This window comes from Moritella sp. JT01 (assembly GCF_001574435.1).
Taxonomy (GTDB): domain Bacteria; phylum Pseudomonadota; class Gammaproteobacteria; order Enterobacterales; family Moritellaceae; genus Moritella.
On record NZ_LOCN01000031.1, the window covers coordinates 1 to 22733 of the forward strand.

At 39.6% G+C, this 22733-nt stretch carries 20 protein-coding genes; 11 read left to right on the forward strand and 9 right to left on the reverse strand.

Annotated elements, in window-relative coordinates; all coding sequences use genetic code 11:
* Positions 1-91 precede the first annotated feature (91 nt).
* Positions 92-979, reverse strand: a complete 888-nt coding sequence (locus tag AKG98_RS19375) for a LysR family transcriptional regulator (RefSeq protein ID WP_198155573.1) — start codon at positions 977-979, stop codon at positions 92-94.
* Positions 980-1066: 87 nt separating this feature from the next.
* Here AKG98_RS19375 and AKG98_RS19380 point away from each other — a divergent pair, with 87 nt between their 5' ends.
* The 3 genes from AKG98_RS19380 (at position 1067) to ykgO (ending at position 2568) form a co-directional block, all read left to right on the forward strand.
* Positions 1067-1960 (forward strand): nuclear transport factor 2 family protein, encoded by an 894-nt coding sequence (locus tag AKG98_RS19380; protein WP_067049934.1) that lies wholly within the window; start codon positions 1067-1069, stop codon positions 1958-1960.
* Positions 1961-2162: 202 nt separating this feature from the next.
* Entirely contained in the window at positions 2163-2423 is a 261-nt protein-coding gene (locus AKG98_RS19385) for a type B 50S ribosomal protein L31 (RefSeq protein ID WP_067049937.1), read from the forward strand.
* A gap of 1 nt (position 2424) precedes the next feature.
* Positions 2425-2568, forward strand: coding sequence for a type B 50S ribosomal protein L36 (ykgO, locus tag AKG98_RS19390; RefSeq protein WP_006030112.1), 144 nt, complete (start codon positions 2425-2427; stop codon positions 2566-2568).
* 119 nt (positions 2569-2687) lie between these two features.
* Here ykgO and AKG98_RS19395 read toward each other — a convergent pair whose 3' ends face one another.
* From AKG98_RS19395 to AKG98_RS19415, 5 genes are all read right to left on the reverse strand, one after another.
* Entirely contained in the window at positions 2688-3314 is a 627-nt protein-coding gene (locus AKG98_RS19395) for a class I SAM-dependent methyltransferase (RefSeq protein WP_067049940.1), read from the reverse strand.
* 170 nt (positions 3315-3484) lie between these two features.
* Complete coding sequence (locus tag AKG98_RS19400; protein ID WP_067049943.1) at positions 3485-4336, reverse strand: universal stress protein; 852 nt, start codon at positions 4334-4336, stop codon at positions 3485-3487.
* A gap of 10 nt (positions 4337-4346) precedes the next feature.
* On the reverse strand, positions 4347-5837 hold the full coding sequence (locus AKG98_RS19405) for a SulP family inorganic anion transporter (protein WP_067049946.1): 1491 nt from the start codon (positions 5835-5837) through the stop codon (positions 4347-4349).
* A 637-nt stretch (positions 5838-6474) separates the two neighbouring features.
* Positions 6475-6891, reverse strand: a complete 417-nt coding sequence (locus tag AKG98_RS19410) for a MarR family winged helix-turn-helix transcriptional regulator (RefSeq protein WP_083544025.1) — start codon at positions 6889-6891, stop codon at positions 6475-6477.
* Positions 6892-7031: 140 nt separating this feature from the next.
* Positions 7032-7799 (reverse strand): SDR family NAD(P)-dependent oxidoreductase, encoded by a 768-nt coding sequence (locus AKG98_RS19415; RefSeq protein ID WP_067049949.1) that lies wholly within the window; start codon positions 7797-7799, stop codon positions 7032-7034.
* A 102-nt stretch (positions 7800-7901) separates the two neighbouring features.
* Between AKG98_RS19415 and AKG98_RS19420 the strand changes: the two genes are divergently transcribed.
* From AKG98_RS19420 to AKG98_RS19445, 6 genes are all read left to right on the forward strand, one after another.
* On the forward strand, positions 7902-8249 hold the full coding sequence (locus tag AKG98_RS19420) for a helix-turn-helix domain-containing protein (RefSeq protein ID WP_067049952.1): 348 nt from the start codon (positions 7902-7904) through the stop codon (positions 8247-8249).
* 233 nt (positions 8250-8482) lie between these two features.
* On the forward strand, positions 8483-10270 hold the full coding sequence (locus AKG98_RS19425) for a hypothetical protein (RefSeq protein WP_067049955.1): 1788 nt from the start codon (positions 8483-8485) through the stop codon (positions 10268-10270).
* Between the two features lie 246 nt (positions 10271-10516).
* A complete protein-coding gene (locus tag AKG98_RS19430; RefSeq protein ID WP_067049958.1) occupies positions 10517-11911 on the forward strand; it encodes an aminotransferase class V-fold PLP-dependent enzyme in 1395 nt (464 codons plus the stop codon).
* A gap of 65 nt (positions 11912-11976) precedes the next feature.
* On the forward strand, positions 11977-12912 hold the full coding sequence (locus tag AKG98_RS19435) for a transporter substrate-binding domain-containing protein (protein WP_067049961.1): 936 nt from the start codon (positions 11977-11979) through the stop codon (positions 12910-12912).
* Positions 12909-15221 (forward strand): bifunctional diguanylate cyclase/phosphodiesterase, encoded by a 2313-nt coding sequence (locus AKG98_RS19440; RefSeq protein WP_067049964.1) that lies wholly within the window; start codon positions 12909-12911, stop codon positions 15219-15221. The genes AKG98_RS19435 and AKG98_RS19440 overlap by 4 nt, the downstream gene beginning before the upstream one ends.
* Positions 15222-15394: 173 nt before the next feature.
* Positions 15395-17068 carry a trypsin-like serine protease gene (locus AKG98_RS19445; protein ID WP_067049967.1) on the forward strand — a complete coding sequence of 558 codons (1674 nt, stop codon included), beginning with the start codon at positions 15395-15397 and terminating at the stop codon, positions 17066-17068.
* 53 nt (positions 17069-17121) lie between these two features.
* Here AKG98_RS19445 and AKG98_RS19450 read toward each other — a convergent pair whose 3' ends face one another.
* Together AKG98_RS19450 and AKG98_RS19455 are read right to left on the reverse strand one after the other, a co-directional pair.
* The gene (locus AKG98_RS19450; RefSeq protein ID WP_228140369.1) at positions 17122-18801 is read right to left on the reverse strand and encodes a phosphoethanolamine transferase; all 1680 of its coding nucleotides are present in this window, start codon (positions 18799-18801) and stop codon (positions 17122-17124) included.
* Positions 18802-18803: 2 nt separating this feature from the next.
* Entirely contained in the window at positions 18804-19193 is a 390-nt protein-coding gene (locus tag AKG98_RS19455; RefSeq protein ID WP_067049970.1) for a diacylglycerol kinase, read from the reverse strand.
* Positions 19194-19548: 355 nt separating this feature from the next.
* On the opposite strand from AKG98_RS19455, the gene AKG98_RS19460 reads away from it, so the two are divergent.
* Positions 19549-20658: a hypothetical protein gene (locus tag AKG98_RS19460; protein ID WP_067049973.1), complete on the forward strand. Its 1110-nt coding sequence runs from the start codon at positions 19549-19551 to the stop codon at positions 20656-20658.
* Positions 20659-20663: 5 nt separating this feature from the next.
* Complete coding sequence (locus AKG98_RS19465) at positions 20664-21476, forward strand: TauD/TfdA family dioxygenase (RefSeq protein ID WP_067049976.1); 813 nt, start codon at positions 20664-20666, stop codon at positions 21474-21476.
* A gap of 117 nt (positions 21477-21593) precedes the next feature.
* On the opposite strand, the gene AKG98_RS19470 is transcribed toward AKG98_RS19465, so the two are convergent.
* Positions 21594-22733, reverse strand: coding sequence for an ABC transporter ATP-binding protein (locus AKG98_RS19470; RefSeq protein ID WP_067049978.1), 1140 nt, complete (start codon positions 22731-22733; stop codon positions 21594-21596).

Below are 22733 nucleotides of genomic sequence, written 5' to 3' on the forward strand. Positions count from 1 at the left end.
ACAAGAATCCCCTTCCTTCCCCGACTTGTCGGGCGCGAAGCGAGGTGGGGGAGCTTCAACTAACCTTATGTCCGGTACTTTACGGTCTTCTTTATTCAATTAAATTTTTTAACCAGATATGGCGTTGTGAATTGCGATTACGGGTATGCCAGATTTTTACTATTTCAAAAGGAGGCACTTCAAAAGGTGCTGGGGTTTGCGCGAATTCTTTGAATAATGATTCAGACAGTTTTGAAGGCATTGTCGCTATAATATCAGTGCCTTTAATTAAAGAGGCTAGGGCGCTAAAATTTGGTGCACTAGCAACAATTTTTCGCTTGGCGCCAAAACGCTGCAAGTCCACATCAATATCTGTTTTCTGCGAGTTATTAAATGACATTATGGCATGCGGTAATTGGCAGTATTGTGCTAATGTTTTTGGGGCACTCTGATACTCTGGATCGTAAAAGCACACTTCTCTATCACTGAATAATGTTGTTTGTACTAGATCGAGTTCACTGCTATCTAAGGTTGGAGATAGCACGAGATCGACCTCTCCTGAACGTAATAAATTCGCCCACTGAGATTGCGTTCGTGCAGGGGCAATGTGCAGTGTACTCAACGGTGCTTGTACCCGAAGTTTTTTCAGTAACGGTTTGATAATGGTTTCTATCTCATAATCGCTAGCCGCGATGGTAAAGGTAGAAGTATCGAGCATGGGATTATACTGCTCAGGGGTGGCGAAATCTTGCATTGCGACAATAATCTCACGAGCTTTATCTATCAGTACATCTGCTTTTGGTGTCGCGGTAATACTTCTACCAGACTGTACAAACAAATCATCTTGTACTATTTGGCGCAATTGATTAAGGCCGTGACTAACGGTTGATTGTGTCAACTCCAATGTCGCAGCCGCTTTCGTGACAGATTGGCAGTCATAAACGCTGATAAACATGCGTAGCAAGCGCACATCTAAAGACGTGTAATCGATTTTTTTCATAGGTGGTATTTAACTCATGATATTTATTAATTCAATGTGACTAATCATAATCGTTTTAATCTCACAACAACAGATGGATATTTCACAATGATATTAAAACGAACTTTAGTTACAGCGACACTTAGTTTGGGATTATTGCTAGCGGCGCCGGGCTTTGCTCAAATTAAGATGATAGACGAACAGACAGAACAGTCCGTTGAAATAGCGCAGGGATTTTACTTTGATGTCATTAAGTATCGAAACCTTAATAACTTCTCTCGATATGTAGGTGAAACATACTTGCAGCATGCTCCCGCCTATGGTGACGGCCCTGCACAGTTAATTTCAGCTGTGGCGCTTGAGTTGACGAATGATCCAGGTGTTAAGGTTGAAATTTTACGCACTATCGCAGAAGGTCCTTATGTTGCAATTCATTCAGCATGGACAGCAACCAGTGGCGATGTGTATGTCTATATCGATATTTGGCGTACAGAAAAAGGGAAGTTAGTCGAGCACTGGGATCATTATCAGCAGGTGCCTACAGAATCAGCGAATAAAAATACGATGTATCAAGGCCCTGACGCTGATATATATTCGCGACAGAACAAAGAGCAAAACAGAGAACGTTCACTGGCAATATTAGCGTCATTTAATAATCCATCAAATGTTTCTGCTGTTGATAATTTTGTTGCCGAGCAGTATATCCAACATAACCCCTATGTTGCAGATGGTCCGCAAGCGCTTGTTGATTATTTGAAAAGCTTGGCCTCTGACGGTGTTCGTTTAAAAACGGAGATAGCTAAAACGATCGCAATGGGCGATATGGTTCTCGTTCATTCACGCCAAACTAACCTCGATATTAAAAGTGATCTAGGCACTGGCTACATAGATATTTTTCGCTTTAATGACGAAGGAAAAATAGTAGAGCATTGGGATATAGAAGAAAAAGTTAGCGGTAAGTCTAATAACGACAATGATATCTTTGGTTACTCTCAAAAATAAACCTTTCTCGATCAGGTTTATATACACGACCATTTTAAATACTAACTCAGGATTTCGAATGGTCGTGGTTATATGTCCGTGGGATAGAGATATGTTTGATAAATTTAATGGTGTAAATGCAGATTGATTCTAATTGTTATTGATTCTCATTAATAATCGGGTAGACTAAGTGTTATGTTATAACATAACGCTTGAGGTAGTAATGAAACAAGGCATACACCCGGATTATCAAAAAGTCGCTTTTCACGATATAGCAGTAGATAAATATTTTATTGTTGGTTCAACGTTGAAAACGAATAGAACGGTAGAAATTGAAGGCATAACATATCCTTATGTGCCACTGGATGTATCAAGCGAATCGCATCCTTTTTATACGGGTAAACAAAAAACGATCCAAAGTGATGGGCGTGTGGCGCAGTTTAATCGTCGCTTTGGTGGGTCAAAGAGCCAAAAGGAGGTTTGATATGAAGGTTTTAAGCTCACTTAAAAGCGCCAAGCAGAGACACCCTGATTGCCAAATTGTGAAACGTCGTGGTCGTGTTTATGTTATTTGCAAAGCCAACCCCAGATTTAAAGCTGTTCAGGGAGGAACGAAAAAACGTGCTTAAGCTTTAATACCACTGTCGTTAAGTAATCTCACCATATCTAAATGACAAAGCCTCAACACATGTTGGGGATTTGTTGTATCTGGCGCTAAGTCTTAAAACTCCTACTTTCTATACCGAATTCAAGTTTTTATAATGATTTGAGTGAGTACATTGGAGCCTATGCTGAAGTTGTCAATTATACGTAATAAAGAGATCGGTAAATGTTTTGCTAGCGGGAAAATAAAGAACTTATTAAATAGATGTTTACTGTATTTATTTTTATAAATAACCTGATAATTGACGGTTAAATGATTAAAAAGGTTATTGGTGGCGTCGTCATTTACGTCTGTTATCCAAATAAACCCACCCTCGTTCAATTGCGCTTTTACGTTATTGATTACCTTTAATTGTTCGGCTTCTGAAAATTGTGCTATAGCGGTCGAAAATATAACGAGGTCGAATTTAATGCCTGTTTGCATTGGCTTAAGCAAGTCGTGGACAAAATAATGAATGTGCGGGTTTTGATTTTTACATTCGTCAATGCTTTGCTTCTCAATGTCGCAGCCAAAAATAGATCTCGGTCCGAAATGCTCCCGTAACTCTCTGGTAAGCGCCCCCGTCCCGCAACCTGCATCTAAAATTTTAAGTTCTTCTAAGGACCGTTCGGCGTCAATAGCTCTAAATCCTCGCACGAACTCACGCTTACACATTAAGTCGATGTATAGATACGCCTCTTGTGTCCAATGGAACATTTCACGATTTCTCATAGAGCCCTTAAATTATAGTGGTTTAGTAAAGAAGTGTTTCACCCATTTGTTATGGGCTATGCAGATGTTCCCTGCGTCTGCAGCTAAAAAAGCTTATCAACTAAGGATTTAGCTGATAAGCGTATATAATCAAAGTTATAATTTGCTAATTTAACGCAGATTATTATTGATTATCTCAGTACAATAAGCGGCACTCGACAATTTTCAATCATACGCATGGTATTGCTACCAAGGAAAAAGCTCCTCACCTTGGAATGAGAAAATGCACCCATCGCCACAAGCTGAATATCATGCTCTTTTTTGTAGTTCATTAGCGAAGAGGAAATATCGCCTTCAATATAAGAGGCAATGACTTTAAAACCTTCTTGCTTAAGCAGCTCTTGGGCTTGTTCAAATTTTTCCTTGTGTGCGTCTTCACTGTTTTTAATTGTGACTAAATGACATATCAGCCCTTTGAGTAACCCACCTTGAATGATGCGTTGTACTACTGTATCTGCTGTTTCACGCCCATCATAAGCCAACATGAAGTTAGTCGGTTCGATAAAATCTTTTGGTGCAATAATGATCGAAGTATGGACCTGACGAATGAGAGTTTCAATATGATAACCAAGCGCTTTAAAATCGCCTTGATGTCCATCCCCAGATCGTCCGACAACCATTAAGCGCGCATCTGCTTCTAAGGCAACCAATGCATCAACAAAATCGCCATGTTGTTGTTTATGCTCAATGTCTGTAAGACCTGCTGATTTAGCGCTATTTACAGCAGCATCTAACATGTCATTTCCCAACTGAATTTCAATTTTGCCACGCTGCTCATCAAGTTCTGCCATTTTGTTAAGCAATGCTGAGCGAGCACCTAGCCCAATAGAACCCGTTAAGTCATCTGCACCATGTTGTTGTTGTTTCTCGATTGTATGAAGAAAGAGAATACCGTTACTCAAGCGCTTTGATGCCCAAATTGCAGTCTCACATACTGCTTTTGCTAAAGCAGAACCATCAATACATGCTATTATTTTGTTCATTATCTTCTCCTTAGTGACCTGCCATCATTTTTTCAACGGCTGCGGGATCATTATGAATTGCAAATTTATCTATCACGGTCGCTGTTGCTTTGCTCATACCGACAATATTAACGTCTGCTCCCTCTCGTCTGAACTTAATGACAACTTTATCCAATGCCCCAACCGCGCTAATATCCCAAAAGTGAGCGTGCGATAGATCGATGATGACTTTACCGACGACGTCTTGAAAATCGAATGCATCAACAAATTTATTCGCAGACGCAAAAAATATCTGACCCGTTACCTGATAAGTCGGCACTTGTTGTCCTACCATTGTATTTTTCACAACCATAAAACGACTGATTTTATTAGCAAAAAATAGCGCAGAAAGTAACACGCCGACAAATACGCCAATGGCTAGATTATGTGTTCCAACAACGGTGATCACGGTAGCAATCATGACAATATTTGTTGATAGCGGATGTGTTTTTAGATCTTTAATTGAGCTCCAAGAAAACGTACCAATCGCCACCATGATCATTACTGCAACCAAGGCCGCCATCGGGATTTGTTTAAGCCAGTCCCCCAAGAAAACCACCATAATAAGCAGGAATACCCCGGCAGCTAAACTTGATAGGCGACCTCTACCACCCGATTTAATATTAATGATTGATTGACCTATCATGGCGCAACCAGCCATACCACCCATTAAACCAGCGCCTATATTTGCAAGACCTTGTGCTTTACATTCTCGATTTCGGTCACTTTTAGTATCAGTTAAGTCATCGACGATCGTTGCTGTCATCATAGACTCTAAAAGTCCAACAACTGACAAACCTATTGCATAAGGTAAAATTATCCACAGCGTTTCTAACGTTAACGGTACATCTGGCCATAAGAAAATAGGCAAAGCATCTGGTAGATCACCCATATCGCCAACTGTTCTAATATCTAACCCCATAGCCTGCGATAAAACGGTAAGTACTACGATACAGACTAAAGGAGAAGGAATTTTTTTCCCTATCACTGGAATGTAAGGGAATAAATAGATAACGCCTAGCCCACCGACTGTCATTGCGTAGACATGCCAAGTGACATTCGTTAACTCGGGTAATTGGGCTATAAAAATTAAAATAGCAAGGGCATTTACAAAACCAGTCACCACAGAACGGGAGACAAATCGCATTAAACTGCCCAGTTTAATATAACCTGCGAACACTTGAAGTAGACCCGTTAACAAGGTTACGGCAAGTAAATATTCTAACCCATGTTCTTTCACTAATGTGACCATGAGTAAAGCCATAGCCCCTGTTGCTGCGGAAATCATTCCCGGTCGACCACCTGTAAAAGCAACAATTGTCGCAATACAGAACGAGGCGTACAGACCGACTTTAGGGTCTACACCGGCAATAATAGAAAACGCGATAGCCTCTGGTATAAGCGCTAGGGCGACAACAATACCGGCTAAAATATCTCCTCGAACATTTCCAAACCAGTCTTGTTTTGTTGATGAAAAAATCATACTTATCCTTTTTTATACATATATTAATCACTAAAATAATGTGATTATGCACGGGTATTCTGTTTTAATTAGCCATTAAATCGAGTGTCATTATGCTATTTCATTCACAGCCAATGGCTGCGGAAAGGACGACATCCTTGCCTGCAAGGTATACTCAATTTATTGTGCTTTTAAACGATAAATAGCGCTGGCAATAGTGCCATGCTGGGAATTCCTGCTTTAAATGAACTGTATCGTCTTAACTAATCCAGCTTTAAGATCAGAAATTCAAAATTCTCTCTGCCGTATGCATCCGATATAACTGCATAGATAGCAAGTACGAGAAAATCGAATAAACGATGTCTTTTGCCACGCTTAATACGAGGATAGATTGATCAGTTCAAAGTATTTCAGGAACGTAGGGGTCATTACAATGAGCAAATTATCGTGTATCGATATGCTCAGTGTTTCTGATAAAGTTCAATTTATAATGATTTTACGGCGTGCAAAAACCTAACTTTATGTAGAAAAAGTCATATAAATGGCGTGCAAAATCCTAACTTTATGTAGAGAAAGTTATATAAATGGATTAAATAATGGGGGGCGTATGGTTATGGCGGCGTCATCACTGTACCTTTGGTTTAAATAAATAAGCGTATTAGTTGATCTGTTTCTTTATCGTGATGAGTAGTTTAGAAAGTATATCTTTTTCTTCATCAGAAAGAATATTGCAAATTTCATTTTCAATTGAATCTGCAATATTCCACAGTTCTTTAATAATAGGCTTGGCTTTTGTCGTTAATTTTAAACGAAATACTCGTCTATCTTCCTTATCATTTACTCGCTTGACTAAACTCAACGCTTCTAGCAAATCAATTTGTCTTGCTAGAGTAATTGGTTTCACGTTTAAAATATCTGCTAAATCAATTTGTCGACAATTCTCATTTTCAGAAAGGTGAACCAATGCTCGCCACTGAGAATGTGTAATGCCCATACTTTCGGCTTGTTTGTTAAAACGTTGTCTAATGATGTGACTGATTTCATAGCTAAGAAATCCAAATTTAGAATGTATCATGATTCAAGCGGCATATAATAAGGTAGGCTTATTATATACCGTGTATAGCTTTAAAGTAAATATGTTATTTAAATGACAAAGCCTCAGAATACGCTGGGGCTTTGTTTTATCAGGGGCATGGCGCAAATATAAATTAAACCTTAATTGCGACCTGCAATAACCCCCCCATCTACATCCCAAATTGCACCTGTTACCCAGCTTGTTTGATCAGACAGTAAGAAACAAATACTGTTGGCAATATCTTCTGGTGTGCCTACACGACCGATTGGGTGGAATGCGTTAAAACTTGCTAATGTCGCATCCATATCTTCAGGACTGATGAATGTTTCATATATTGGTGTTTTCACTACCGCTGGCGATACCGCATTGACGCGAATATTATGTTCGGCCAGTTCCATTGCCATATGTTGAGTTAAAGCGTGTAGTCCTGCTTTTGCCATCGAGTACGCAGAAGAAGGTGTGGCTTTAATGGCTTGCTTACCCCACATCGAACCGATATTAACCACGTTACCACCCCCATTGGTGATCATTTTTTTAGCTACCGCCTGCGTGATCTTAAATGTAGCTTTGTTTAATTCATGGTAAAGGTCATAGTCTTGCTCGGTATGCTCGATAAATGGTTTTGGATTAAAGTAACCCGCGGCATTAACAAGGTAACCGATGTTCTTATCCTGCTCGGTGATATTGTCAATAAATTGCGCGACACTGTCGTTGTCATAGAGGTTTAATTGAATGCCTGTCACGTCACCGATTTGACTAAGTTCTGAAACAGCTGCGTCTAGTTTGTCGATATTGTTACCTACAATGGTGACTGGAATATGTTGAGCTGCAAGTTGTTTTGCTGTTTCAAATCCCATGCCACTTGTGCCACCAATGATGAGTGCAATACCTGATTGAGTAAATGTCATTTTCTTTCTCCTAAGATTTCGTATGTGGTAATCTTAGGAGTTAATTCACTTATTAAATAGTAAGTACAAATCGGTTACCTAGGTACTTATTGGTACATCTTCATGAATAATAACGAAAAAATATTTATAAGAAAAACCGCGCCGGAAAATAGCGCAAGAATGGTCGAAAGTATTTATGGCTGCAAATGGTCATTGACTGTCTATCAGTTACTGGCTCATGACATTAATCGACCGGGTGAAATGGTACGTAACGTAGAAGGCTTAAGCACCAAAGTATTGAATCAATGTTTAAAACGAAATGTTGAATTCGGTATCTTAGATAAAGTAGTCTACAACGAATTACCTCCTCGAGTAGAGTATCATGTGACTGAGTTTGGTAAGAAGTTCCTTGGTATTTTGGCACAGCTCGACGCTTTGCAGGATGAAATTGACGACCAATATGACGCTTGATGAATTTGACTTAGCCACCCCCTCCAAACCTCAACGGACTCTAAGTATTCGACGCTTTTATAAAATACCTATCTGTAATTTGTCATTGTAAAGTTCAATAAAACTACGTTTGTTGTAAGAGGGTGTAAGACGTTGTAAGGGAAGGGGCCGAATATAAGAAATAGAATAAATAATATGTTACGTTTTTATTCCTAGCTCGATACCCCATGGGCAATATAATAGGAATCGCTAATATGCCACTTCAAAGTCAATCCCACTTAGAATTAGATCTGAGTATTATCTACAACCACTTAGGCAAGGTCGGTGTATGCTCGAACGAATTTAATAAATGGTTAGACCGATTACAAAATTCGTACGGGAAAAAAAATGCAATTAGGGCGCTTCCTTCTCTACAAAGAGGGATTGATGGTGTTTACTCATTACTTGAAAAAATGAAATACCGACACCACAAGGGAAGCAGTAGTGCATATGAATATGGTGTATCAGCGATTACTGAAGATCCGACGTGGCAATGTCTTGTTTCTTCTGTTGTTCGTCATTTCCCTCAACAGGTTAAAGTGGTTAGACCGAGTCGAACACCGCATGAAGCGATTCGAGATAAATGTGTTAATCGAACGTTTTTTAATTTTATTTTTCAGAAGCAACGTTTAGCTGAAATGATGAAACCGAATATTATTGCCCAAGGTGAGTTAGGTCGTTTACAGGTTCAGATTCTTGACGCTCAGATATCCTCTTTAGAGAAAGCCTATAATGAGCGAAGTCGGTTCAGTGAGCAGGTATGGACAATTCTGAATGACTACAAATGTCGTCAGAGTGTATTTCAGGCTACAGCCTCACCTAAAGCGAGTGCAGAAGCAAAGGGTAATAGCTTATCTGCTGATGCAAATTTCGAGCTTTTTGCAGGTTTGAAAGTTGAAGTAATTAAAGAGTGGGATTTTGCTAATATAATGCGTAATAAAATAACTACAAACGCATTAATTGGTAGTGATTTTAAGGCCAAAGTCAGTGCTAGCGCTAAGATAAACGACGTGAGTTACGCAAGTGCTAGTGCTAAAATTGACGAAGCAAAAAAGACCACGAATAAGAGCGGTTTTTCTGATTCCATGCAATTGATACCCGGTATTGATTTAGGTGTAAATGCAGAACTTGCAGCAATGGTTGGGGCAAAAATTACCGTTAAGCATGAGCTTACTGTGGGTCAGATTATGGCCATGACCAATGAAGCTGAACTGTTTGTTGGTGCAGAGGTAAAGGCCTCAGCGTCAGCTACGCTGAACTCAAATAACATTTATGGAAAAGATGAAATAATTGTCGGAAAGCTGGGGGCAAGTGCTTTTGCGGGACTAAAAGCTACAGGCTCGAGTACCGTTACCTTTAAAGCGCGAGGAATCAATGCAGCATCGGTGAAGGTTTCAGGATCTGTGTCGGCGGGGATAGGTATAACAGCTGAAATTGAAGCATCGGTTCGAACGTCTGGAGATATCAAATTTAAAATTGCATCAGGTGCGACCGCGGGGATAGGGGCTTCAACAGAACTGGGCGCAACCGTTAACCCGGTTGCTCTTAAAGTGATCTTATGGGATGGTTTTGCCCATCACCTGACAACAAAAAAATACCAGATACGCAAAAATGAAAAGCTAGATAGAAATTTAAATACAGTGGCAATTATACGCTGCAGTGAGCATGCGCTTATGTCATTAAATTCTTTAGAAGACGATTATAGAAAAATGGCAGAAGAGCTTTGGCGAATTCCGGTCGATGTGAACTTTTCTAATGGAACTTATCATGATGATTTATCCCGAGGCGTTGAGCTTGATAGTGCTTACATGCGTTCGGTTGAGATGAATAGTGATAACGGCATGGAGAAAGCCGAGGAGGGAATTATGCGTAGTTCTCAGGTTTTAAGCCAATCGGTTGCCGTTAATAAGTCGCATCTAAATAAACAATCTCGAGGTCGAAAAGCAATACGTAGAACGAAAGGATTACTCGCAATACAGCCACCGGTAGGGGCTTGGGTTTAATACCATTTAAAATAATGACAAAGCCTCACCTATGTTGGGGCTTTGTCATTTCTAATCTCCAACTTTCACCCGAAATAAATGAACTGCCTGAATCTTAACCGCTTGTGAATAAACAACAATAATTTGATCTTGATGATTTAATATATCTATATTTTCTAATAAAATAGCACGAAATTTTGTTAGTGATACTTATAATGAGCATTATTAACTATGTCTGTATTAATGTTTTAACAAGGAATTAAGTGGATGAACAATATAGATCAAGGGCCTAAAAACCTTAATCGTCGTAAATTTCTTAAAAGTACAGCGGCCAGTGTGGCGGTTGTAGGGCTTGGTGGTTCAGTATTTGCATCAGAATTAGATCCTGATTGGTTGCCCTATACACATAATACACATAATAGACATAACAGAAATTTTTGGAATAAAGTTCAGAAACAGTTTGTGTTAGATAAAAGAACAACCTACATGAATGTGGGTACAACAGGCTCAATGCCAAGGCATGTACTAGCAGGATTTAATGACAATAATAAAGCCGTGGCGAAATACCCATGGGATATGGATGCACGTTTTGGCTCTTGGCCATATATGTCAGAGATGGTCGCTGATGTAGCGCCGGGATTTGGCGCTGAAGCCCATGAGATCGTGTTGAGCCGTAACACCACCGATGGCATATGTTCTATTATCAACGGTCTTCACTTTGAAGAAGGTGATGTTATTCTGACTACGCACCATGAACATATGGCATCGACAACACCAATGAAGATTGCTAAACAGCGCTTTGGAGTGAAAATAGTGGAAGTTCAGCTTCCTGTTTACACTGGGTTTGAAACAGTGACAGAAGAGGATTATGTTGAAGCATTCCGAACTGCATTGAATCAAAACCCGAATGTTCGTCTGATTGTGTTCTCTCATATTACCTACAAAACCGGTACAAAGCTGCCAGCAAAACGTATTTGTGAATTAGCAACGCAATATGCCGTACCAACACTCGTCGATGGCGCGCATTCGATCGGTATGCTTGATTTGGATTTTCACGATATGGATTGTGATTTTTATGCGGGTTCTGGTCATAAATGGCAATGTGGACCAGGTGCGACCGGCATTTTATATGTGCGTGATAATGCACAGCGTTTAAATGAATACTGGAGTGACCGTGTTAATCCGCTTTGGATTATTAATTCATCATTATCGCATGCTGATTACCTTTGTTATCAAATGCAGTACATAGGTAATGATAATTACCCAGCGAAACAAGCCTTGGTTGATAGCTGTAAAATGTGGGATGACATTGGTCGAGCGCGTATTGAAAAACGCGTGTTAGATTTAAGCGCATTGTGCAAATCATTATTGGCCGAGGCGTTGCCTAATGCCTACCTATTTTCTCCAAACGTTGACGCGCTAGCGAGTGGTTTAACAACATTCAATCCATTTGAGTTAGAAGATGATGAGCGACTGACTGAGTTTAGAGATCGGTTACGCAATCACTATGGCTACATCATTCGCACAACCAACTTTAAATTGTATAAAGAAGATACCGCTAACACTTATGCGTTAAGAATTTCTACACACCTTTTTCACGATGAAAAAGATGTGAGAGGTTTAGTTAACGCGATTAAGAAGCTATACAAACGCATGGCTTAATACTTAGGCGTCCAGTCGAACTGGGCGCTCTCTTTAAATTAGAGCCGATGAGATAGAGTATGTCGATGAGAGTTACAAAATTTAAAAATACGATAAAGAATATTTTGTTTATGGGTTCAGCCATGATTTTTAGTCAAGGTGTCTTGGCTATTGATTTACAAGATATAAAAAAACAAGGTGTGTTACGTCATATTGGCGTACCTTACGCAAATTTTGTGTCTTATATTAAAAAAGATGACTTTGAATTGTTAAGCGGAATGGATGTGGAACTGGTGAAAGGTTTTGCAGAATATCTGGGTGTTGAGTACCAATATGTACCAGCAAAATGGAACAACGTGATAGGTAAATTAACCGGTCAACATGCGCAATTCGAAAATAATAAAACCATCATTGGCGATGAATGCACAATAGAAGGCGATATCATTGCTAATGGTGTCACTATTTTAGATTGGCGTGCTGAACTAGCTGATTTTTCAAATGATTATTTCCCCTCAGCAGTATGGCTGGTGGCACGTGCAGATTCAGATCTGCACCCTATTCAGCCAACCAACTCGATTGATAAAGACATTAAGAAAGTGAAGCTGCTTATTAATGGCAGAGATGTGTTAGCGATGGAACATTCTTGCCTAGACCCTAATTTATATAACCTTTATAGCACGGGTGCGAATATAATATTACCCGCGACTGAACGGAGCTTGAATGAAATGGTTCCGGCGATCTTGAATAAAGATGCAGAAAGTACCTTGCTTGATGTTGCTGATACCTTAATTGCACTCGAAAAGTGGCCCGGTGAAATAAAAGTGATAGGGCCAGTGTCACAAGAACAAAGAATGGGGGCTGTCTTTAGAAAAAGTTCGCCAGAGTTACGTAAAGCGTTTAATCAATATTTAGATGACATAAAAAAAGATGGGACTTATCTACAATTAGTTGAGAAATATTATCCATCTGTGTCTGATTTCTATCGCGATTATTTTAACCACTGTCATAAGTTAGGCCGATGAAAAAGTTGAAGCGGAAATTATCCAGTAGCCGTTTAATTATTATTGCGGCGGTATTACTTGCGGCGTATTTAGTATCTATTTTGGCTGTAACCAATTTTGGACAGACACGATTGAAAGAGTCACAGCAACGAGAACTTAATCTGAAGGTGCAAAGTTACACCAATATGTTGGAAAATTTTTTCAATGTGACGAATGATGAGTTAACGGATCTTGCTAATGATAAATCAATGTTGACCTATTTTGCGAATTTGGCATCAGGTATGTCAATGCAATATGGCTTAGGTGCGAGTTTATTTAACCTTAATAGGGAACTGAACCGCCTCATCGATAATACTGAAATAAGTCAACAATCGGTTTATCAACGCTTGGTGCTTGTTGGTTATGATGGCACTGTTATTGCGGATACGGAAAAGAACCCAGATACCGCGTTCGATAGGGTCAATATGCCACATATTCGCGAACAGAGTTTGACCATTCGCGTAGTTCAAAATGATAAGTGTCCTTATATTCAACTGGTTAAACGTGTTGAATACGCAGGTAAACCGGTCGCTTTTTTGGTTGCTGATTTGAACAGGAAAGTGATCGTTTCACAGCTGACGGCACAGGAGCATGTAGACAGTCGAAGCCGCATGGATTTAATTACGGCGGATGGTGATATTTTTATCTGGGATTCATTAACAACGGAACCACAATCGGATGATAAAAATGTGCTCGCCAATAAAATTTATTTTGAAATGGAAATTGAAAATACCCCCTTTAAATTAAGAAGTTGGTTTGAACCCGTCAATGAAAAAGATATTTTCACTTCGGGTTGGTTTATCGCAGGTCTGTCTTTTCTTGCCGTGCCTGTTGTGTTTGGGCTTTTCTATACATTCATGATTAATAACGCAAATGTTATTTTAAGAACCAAATTTGAAGAAAGTCATAAACAACGACGGATCTTATCGACTCAAAACCAATTGTTAATAGAAGAGATTGAAAAAAGAAAGGCTTCAGAGCAAGAGCTGGCTTATCAAGCCACGCATGATGCGTTGACTGGGTTACCCAATCGAAATTGTGGCAATGACCGCTTGGAGCAAGAATTAGTAAGAGCAAAAAGATCGAATACTAACGTATTAGTCATGTTTATTGATCTTGATAATTTTAAACAGATCAATGATACCTTAGGGCATTCTGCTGGTGATCAGGTCTTGATGCAGAGTACCGCAAGATTACTGGATTCTATACGTGATACCGACGTTCTCGCCCGTTTAGGTGGCGATGAATTCTTATTAGTTATCCCCGAACTGAACAATTTGGATTCGGCAACATACTTAGCGGCTAGGGTATTGTCGTTATTTGATGATCCTTTTATCTGGAAAAACCAAGAGTTGTTTATCTCTACCAGCATTGGTATGTCGGTATATCCTCAAGACGGTAATAATGTGCAACAGTTACTTGCCAGTGCTGATACTGCCATGTATCGAGCCAAACAAGATGGGCGTAATGCCTTCAGTTTTTATAACGCGGCGATGAGTGCTGATTTACAGCGTACGTTAGATCTCGATGGCCGATTACGTCAAGCGCTTGCGCGCGATGAGCTCGAAATTTACTATCAGCCGATTATTGAGCTAGCATCCAACCAAATTATTGGTGCTGAAGCCTTGATGCGTTGGCATGATACCGAGTTTGGTTTTATATCACCGGATGAATTTATTCCTTTAGCTGAGAAAAATGGCTTAATACACTTACTTGGTGAATTTGCGATTAACAAAGCTTGTATGCAGGCTGCTGAATGGCAAAAGATCACACCGTTACATATCGCCATTAACTTTTCGAGTGTGCAATTTAGACATTGCGATAAGCTATTCGAGAAAATTAACGCTGGATTAATGCAATCTGGTTTACCTGCGGATAAGTTGGATATTGAGATTACCGAAAGCTTGCTGTTCAATCACAACGACGAAGTGGTCTCCTTACTTAATAAACTGCAAGCGATGGGCATGCAGCTCTCGATTGATGATTTTGGTACGGGTTATTCGGCACTGAGTTATTTACAAAAATTCCCCTTTGATAAATTAAAAATAGACCGCGCTTTTTTGCAAAACATGCATGAAAGTGACTCTGATCGTGAGCTGGTCAATGCGATCATTGCGATGGCGAAAGCACTTAACTTAAAAGTAGTCGCAGAGGGAATTGAAGACCAATGGCATGCGGATTATTTGAGGTCAATGCATTGTGAATATGGACAAGGTTATTTTTACAGTAAACCAGTGCCCGCTAAAGAGTTTGAAGCGTTATTACATCAACAAAAAGAGGATTCAGTGTAGATAATCAAAAGGTCAGCTTTATCATAAAACGAGATGATAATCATATATATACATATTTGTTTACCGTCTGGGTTGAAATGTTGCTGTTTCGTTAGAGTATTTTCACTAATGTAATGTATTATTTATAATTATTAATATAATCAATAGTTAATAACTAAGCCAAGGACTAGGTAATGCATTTAAATAAAATACTTTCATTGTTGATTTTAGCGTCCCTATCGCTAAGTCAGGTTCATGCCACAGAGAACATGGAACCCAGAATTATTAATGGAGAAAAAAGTGCGAGTGGGAACTGGCCATTTATGGTGGCTTTAGTCCATAAAAATCGGGATATAGATAAAGGTCACTTTTGTGGGGCGAGCTTCTTAGGGGGGCGCTATATATTAACCGCGGCGCACTGTGTAGAGGATATGGAGGGGGCAGATCTGGATGCCGTTATTGGTATTTCGGATCTAACTCAGGTTGATGCTGCTGCACGTCGATACAGTGTTAAAGAAGTTTATGTTCACGAAAGCTACTTGGATGCATCGGATGGCAATGATATTGCTATTTTAGAACTTGAGCGCGAGGTAAATTATACAGCCGTTAATTTGGCTGATAGGAAGTTACGTCATAATCTTTCAACGGGCGATATGTTAACTGTGATGGGGTGGGGAGATCAAGATCCAAAGCCCGGGCTAGAAAACATGAAATTTGACAATGAGCTATATCAAGTTGACGTACCGCTAGTCGAACAAGCGCTATGTCCAGGTGATGTCAGTTCAAAAGATAATGCATTTTGTGCTGGATACCTTAATGGTGGTTATGATTCTTGTCAGGGTGACAGTGGTGGGCCAATCGTTGTAGCCAGTGGTAACGGTTATGAACAACTTGGTATTGTGAGTTGGGGTTATGGGTGTGCAGAAGCCGGAAACTACGGTGTTTATGCTAATGTGAGCCATTTTTCAGATTGGATTGCAGGAAAAATGCAAGGATTCAGTTACCGTCAGTCAGAGTTTGTAGGGGTTAAGCCTTTAGGTGCCAATTCGCATACTTTCACTATTCACAATAATACAGCAAAAACGATTAGAACGTCCGGAGTTCAGGTGCAGGCCTATGATGCTTCAATAACAGCGAATACTTGTTCCGTAATAGCTGTTAATGCTAGTTGTGCTGTAACCATTAATTACAATGCCAGAGAAAGTTTTGGAGAGGTATCGGTCAGGATGCTTACAGATCTTGTGCAAACACCTAACCTCGATCTAAAGGTGTCATATATTGGTATGGGAACAGCGTCTACAGATGTTAGTAATATGGTTTCTGTTGCGAACAGTGGCATATATTCTTCTGCAAATTTATGGTTTAAGAATGGTAGCTCAATTGAAGCACCAGTGTTGGGTTACAATGAGTTCGCGCAATTAGCGATTACGGGATTAGCTGCAGGGACGTTATCTTTTAATGTCGATATCTCAATTCAAGAATACTATGATTATTTTAATATATATATTAATGGTCATTTGTATGGAGGAGTGAGTGGTATTAAGTCTGGTAAGCTTACTATTGGCTTACCTAGAGATAATAATACGGTTGTATTTGAGTATAGGAAAAATTCATATAATTCGTATGGCGATGACCGAATTATGATCAGTAATTTTACTCACTCGGTAGCTGGTGGTTCTACTGGTAGCTCTACTGGTGACTCTACTGGTGGTTCTACTGGTGACTCTACTGGTGACTCTACTGGTGAGTCTACTAGACCTGATGGTAATTCTACGAATAGAAGTTCTGCTGGTAAAGGCGGCGCTATTAATTGGATTACTTTACTTGCTTTAGGTATGTTAGCGTTAGTTAGAAGACGACTAGTATAAGCACTTAGTCAGTTGTAATTAGTGACCCAACTATTAGTTGGGTCACTTGTTACCTACAAACGGCAGCTTGCGGTAATATCTAAACGTGGGTTAATCACGTCACTTTCGACACCGTACAATCCAAGTAAAGTGTGGAATAAATTATCGTGAGAGAACGTTTCTGTTTTTGCTTTTTCTATTAAACAGCGTTTATCAATGCCTTTCGCGTCAGCATATTGTTGCGGTAGCCACATGAATAATGGTACTTGAGTTTGCTCTTCAGGAGCGAACGTATAAGGCGTACCGTGTAAGTATAACCCTTTTTCGCCTAATGATTCTCCGTGATCAGACAGATACATCAGAGCGACGTTATAATCTTTTGAATAGCTTTGCAGTTTCTTAATTGTTTCCGCAATCACGTAATCGGTATAAGCGATCGTATTATCATAGACATTAACGATTTCTTCGTCGGTACAATTTTCAATATCACTCTGATTACATGATGGCGTAAATAGTTCTTTTTGCGCCGGGTATCGCTGCCAATATGTCGGACCATGGCTGCCAATCAGATGCATGGCGATTAATTTATTGCCTTTCATTTTCGCGACTTCATCATCAAATGACTTTAACATGACTTCGTCATAGCAGGTGGAGCCATTACACACATCGGTATATTTATCGGTATCGATAGTGATTTTAGTAACCCCTTTCGCTACTGATTTATCTCCTCCATCATTCTCTTTCCATAGCGTATCTATGTTTGCATATGTTAATACATCAAGTACGTTATCTTGGCTGTTAGCTCGGTTTTTATTATAGTTGTTGCGATCTAGATTTGAGAACATGCAAGGTAATGAGTGTGCTGTTGCCGTACCGCAAGATGAAACATCTTGAAACGAGATAATCCCCATATCCTGTGTGTAAGGGTTGGTATTACGTGAATAACCGTTATAACCAATATTCATGGAACGTGCGGTTTCACCAACAATCAATACCATTAAGGTAGGCTTACCATTGATTGCTACGGGTAGAGTTGCATCTGTACCTTGCGTTTTATAAGCTAGCTTTTCTGTAAAGAATTCATTTTTTATGTATTTAAAACTATTAAAAATATGTGCAGGCACAATCATTTTATTGAGATAAGAGTTATTGCGGCCTACAGAAGCATAGTCTTTATAAAAAAATGCTGCGATTAAAACCAATACAACGATGGCAGATAAGACCAACATCAGTCTTTTGAAAGCACGTTTTAGTAATGACTCTTGGGTATTAAATTTTATTAATGCAATTAATATTACGGGAAGAATACCAACCAACAACAGATAACTGATCGAACTTGAATTGACATACGATGACATCTCACCAGTATTGGTTTCCATCACATTTTCAATCATTGTATAATCAAATAACACGCCATATTTTAATGTCGCATAGCAAGCTGCGGCGGATGACACGAGTACAAAAATAAAGAATGGCTTGGCAAAATAAGGGATCGCAAATAACGAAAAAATAATGACAAAAGCACTGCTTAGTAAGAGGGGTGCAGTATAAACAAATAACCAATTGTTGGTATCTGCGGTAATCTCAATTAAGCGTGAGATGATTGGTACATTGAGAACAAAGCCAAAATACAACGAATACAGCAATAAAAACTTGGTCATGCTGATATTAATACGAAACTTACGTAATGTATTGGTACTAATATTAAGGCTCGAGATTGAGCTATTTTGTTGAGCGTTAAGTATGTTTTTCATCGTTATAGTATCACTATCATAAACCAAATGAATGCCGTTAAGCACAGAGTGACAAACACGGCCGCTGAGCCGATGTCTTTCGCCCGACCACTTAATTCGTGATGTTCTGTGCCAATGCGATCAACAACTGCTTCAATAGCCGAATTTAATAATTCAACAATGAACACGAGTACTAATGGTGCAACGAGCAATATTTTTTCAACATTACTGATGTCTAATAACAGAGCTATAGGCGTGAAAATGACCAGTAATAGTAATTCTTGTCTTATCGCGGACTCGTATTTAAATGCAGCTCTTAATCCTAGATATGAATATCCGGTGGCTTTAATAATTCGTGTTATACCTGTATATCCGGGTTTACCGGCGTTGTTAGGTACTTTTTTTTGATTCATTTGTTCATCGATCCTAATTTTTTGAAATAAACAGCTAATTAAAACATAATTATAGTGTCGTGTGTTGTAAGTGAATGTAAGAGTTTCTACACAGTATTGTATAAAAAGCAGGCTGTAACGTAGTGTTATTGGCTGTTTGTAGCGCTGACTACGCTAATTTTAAAGATAAATCAATCTAATCTAATCTCATATCAAATAAATAAAACTGGACTACTTTAGCGTGGGGGGTGTGGGGCGTTGTAGTTACTGTTGCGCTATTAGGCATCACATTTCATGTTTTTGTATTGTTACCGTGCTGTGTGTTCGGTAGTATTGATGTTTATGACAACATAATGTATTGGATTGGATGAACAAAATGAAGAAAACCCTGTGTGCGGCGATCATTATATCGGCTGCTGGATTATCAGGCTGTGCGTCGACTGAATCAACGCAACAAAATGTTCATAATACCAATGATGTTGTAGTCATGGATGAGGCTGCGCTAGCGATACAAAAAATTAAAGCGCTGGCTGAACATGTTGAGCAGCAATACCAAGCGGCAAAAGAACAGAACTATGTTTACTTTGCACCAGACAGTTGGGGAGATGTAAATTCCGATGTCCGAACGATGCGTACACTGGTGGCGAGATTTGATCCCAATGACCAAGGATTTTTTGGCGGTCCCTCGGAAAGCAAAGTAATCGATAAAATTGAAGAGGCGCAAGCAGCATTAGATAAAGCTGTGCGTATTAAACAACTGGTATCGGTATTTTTAGCGCAGCAGTTAGCTGACATTGAATATTTATCACCACAAGTTCATGGGCAATGGCAAAATGCATTAAATGATATTAACGAAAGTACGGCTGATTTAATTGCGGACATTGAAGATGATGACTCAACTGACGGTTATGAAAAACGCAGTACGGCTGTGCAAGCACGTTTATTACAACTCGAGATCCGAATTGTTAAAAGTAATTACTACACGCCATTGGTAAAGAAAATGAAAAAAATGGATCAAAACCTGATCCCACAAACATATGCCCAAATACAACAGAGCGTGCAGCAGTTGAATGATGCGATTGTGCTTGCTCCGCGAAAGCAACATATTATCGAAAATATCGTGACTAAAGTGGAAGACGATTTACGCCGCGCCAACAACGTCACCACAGAAGTGAAGTGGATCAACAGTGTTGATCGTTCTGACGGTGAAAAGATCGCGTTACGTTATCGCGATGCGATTGCAACAGTGGCATTTAATTTATTTTCAGAAGATATTTCTAGCCTTACCTATGTTGAGCAAATCACGTATTTTAATGATGCATTGCATAATAAACTTGAACAGCAACAAGCCCGTAATGATGAGCAAGCCCAGCTAATTATTACCTTAACAGAAAAGGTGAAAACGGCACTGACAGAGACTGATATTGTAACAAACAATGCAGTCATCATTGACTCGGATATTATTACCAAGACTGCTGCAGAGTAGGCATAATGAAGATTGAACTGCTTACTCCTCATATTGGCGCGTTGATCCATGACGTTGATTTAGCCACTTGTAATGACAGTACGTTTGAAGCTGTGTATCAAGCGTGGTTTACCCATCAAGTGATCTTCTTTCGTGAGCAAGCTTTTTCACCGCAGCAACAGTTAACTATTGCTGCCCGTTTTGGGGAATTAGAGCCAGTACATCCTTTTTTCCCTTATGTAGAGCAAGCGCCACAAGTCAGTGTTATTGAAACCGTTAGCGGTAAGCCACCATTAGAAAGTTTTTGGCATACCGATTTAACCTGGCGAGAGCAACCTTCTAAAGCGTCTATTCTTCACGCGCAATATGTGCCTGCCTGCGGTGGTGATACCTTGTGGTGCTCGATGAGCGCTGTATTTCGGGATTTACCTGAACAAGATAAAGTACTGCTGCGAGAGCTATCTGCCATGCATGCGTTATTTGCCTTTGATGGTATAGAAGCGAGTGAGATCACCGAGGATTGGCAAAAAGAGGTGATTGCAGTATCGGCACAAAATCCGCCTGTATCGCACCCTGTTATAACGCGTCACCCAGACACAGGTGAAGAAGTCTTATTTATTAACGAGCAGTTCACCCGTTATATTATTGGTATGAACCGTGATGACAGTCATGCGTTGTTAGCGAAATTATTTTCAATGGCAAGACAACCAGAGTATCAGGTTCGTTTTAAGTGGCAGCCAAATTCAGTGGCAATTTGGGACAACCGTAGCACCCAGCATTATGCGGTCATTGATTATGCCGATAGCCCACGTAAATTACACCGCGTGACGGTCGTTTGATTTAGTCGAATAAAGAGTAATTCTAATCGATAAAAAAAGAGAAATACGTGAGTCGTATTTCTCTTTTTTATCGTCTAATGTTATTGCACATTAAATGATGGCGAAATTAACGCTACTCTAATTAAGCAATGCCAATTCACTATCAATATCGAACAAGTGGCAGTGTGCCATATCGAAATGCATAAAATGACTTTCGCTATGTTGGATATTGGTATTTAGATCAAAGTGACAGCGAGAAATAATCTGTTCTTGCCCTAATGTACAATAGAGATAAACTTCATTGCCCATCGACTCTACGACTTTAATGTAAGTCAGTTCAACGTTTTGTTTTGGCTCTGATGTATTTTCTTTTGAGGGTGTAATCACTGAAATGTGTTCAGGGCGCAGCCCAAACCAAACTTGTTGACCTATTTTATGGGTGACTTTGTCGGCTTTATTCGCTGGTAATACGAATTGTGAACCGTTATCTAATTGCACATAAGTAAGGTCGTTTTCTTGAGCAAGTGTCGCGCGGATCAAGTTCATCGCGGGAGAACCAATAAAGCCTGCAACAAACTTATTGGCGGGATAATGATACAAGTTCATTGGCGTATCAACTTGCATGATCTGACCTTGGTCCAGCACGCAAATACGATCACCGAGCGTCATCGCTTCGACCTGATCATGGGTCACGTAAATCATCGTTGCATTTTGACCTTCGGCTTTCAAATTCTGGTGTAATTGGGCGATACTGATACGGGTTGAAACGCGTAATTTAGCATCTAAATTTGACAAGGGTTCGTCAAATAAAAATACATCTGGTTTACGTACCATCGCACGACCTAAGGCGACACGTTGGCGTTGTCCTCCTGACATTTCACCGGGTTTACTGTCGAGTAGGTGAGTGATTTCTAAGGTTTCTGCAGCATCACTAATGCGACGTTCTATTTCGCGTTTATTGATTTTTTGTTGTTTTAAACCAAAGGCCATATTCTCATAAACAGACATATGCGGGTATAACGCGTAATTTTGAAATACCATCGAAATGCCACGGTCTTTGGGTGGTAAATTATTTACACACTTGTTACCAATCATGATCTCGCCATTGCTGATTTCTTCTAATCCAGCAATCATGCGTAATGTGGTGGATTTTGCACAGCCAGAAGGACCAACAAACACCATGAACTCACCTTCATTAATGGTGAGGTCGATACCATGAACGGCTTTGAACCCATTTGGATAAACTTTTTCTACTTGACGTAGTATTACTTCAGCCAT